General features: G+C 46.8%; 1 protein-coding gene. It reads right to left on the bottom strand.

Annotated features, from left to right (window positions below; all coding sequences use genetic code 11):
• Window positions 1-844 (bottom strand): fatty acid cis/trans isomerase (locus R7Q11_RS25510; protein WP_225466917.1); only part of this gene is annotated, 844 nt, incomplete at both ends.

The following is an 844-nucleotide window of genomic DNA, read 5'->3' as shown; positions in this document are numbered from 1 at the left end:
CTTCAAGACGTAAGAAGTCCATGAACATACGCGTCATCAACTGGTGACCAAAGTTACCGTATACGTCAAATCCTGCTACCAATAGGTAGTGAATACGCTCCAGCAAAGCGTAATCTAAGATCCAGACTGTTTTTGGCTGCTCGCCAACCAACCCTTGAACTACAGATGCACTGTCGAAATGACGGAATACTGTTAATGCTGCATTTGGGTTGGTGCTGTTACCATCCCAAATGACGTCAGTCGATAGGTTTTCGCCATGCTTAAACCAATTGTTCGTGAACTCAGATTTCGCCTCAAGATAACGCGCTTGTTGGCGGGCGTACTTAACCCAGTTTGTGACTGGAAGCGTATTACTTTCTTGTTCGGCTGGCAGTTTTAAGTTATCTGCTTGTGAACGGTAGAACTCGTTAACCTCAGGAATGTCAGCTTTGTCTGGGTCCAAGAAGAATACCCAGAAGCGATCATTGATGACGTTAAGTGCAAGCTGACCACGACAAACAGGGCCTTTAATGTACGCCATTATGGTGTTTTGCGCGTTATCAAGCATGAATTTGAAGCGAGACTTCACTGGCATATCAATGAATGCCGTCATCGGGTTAGCTGCAACTTCTGGCTCGTAGCTAGGTAGCTGAGTAACGGAGTAATCCGTTTCAATAAACCATTTTTTCCAGTTACTGATGCGCTGTTTGTTGAGCGCAAATGGCATGTGCGTTTTGTCAACAATAGTGCCTTGTTCTGGAATGATTCGGTAGTAGACGCGTTCAACGCCCGGATCGTCGTAAGGGCGACGAGTGGAAATGCGCTTCACTGGTTGTCCTGGCGGTGTTGCGGAGCGCACGAGAGT

The sequence above is a fragment of the Vibrio sp. 970 genome, assembly GCF_033339075.1.
Note: the sequence above shows the minus strand (reverse complement) of the source record. Positions and strands in the feature narration are given on the sequence as shown.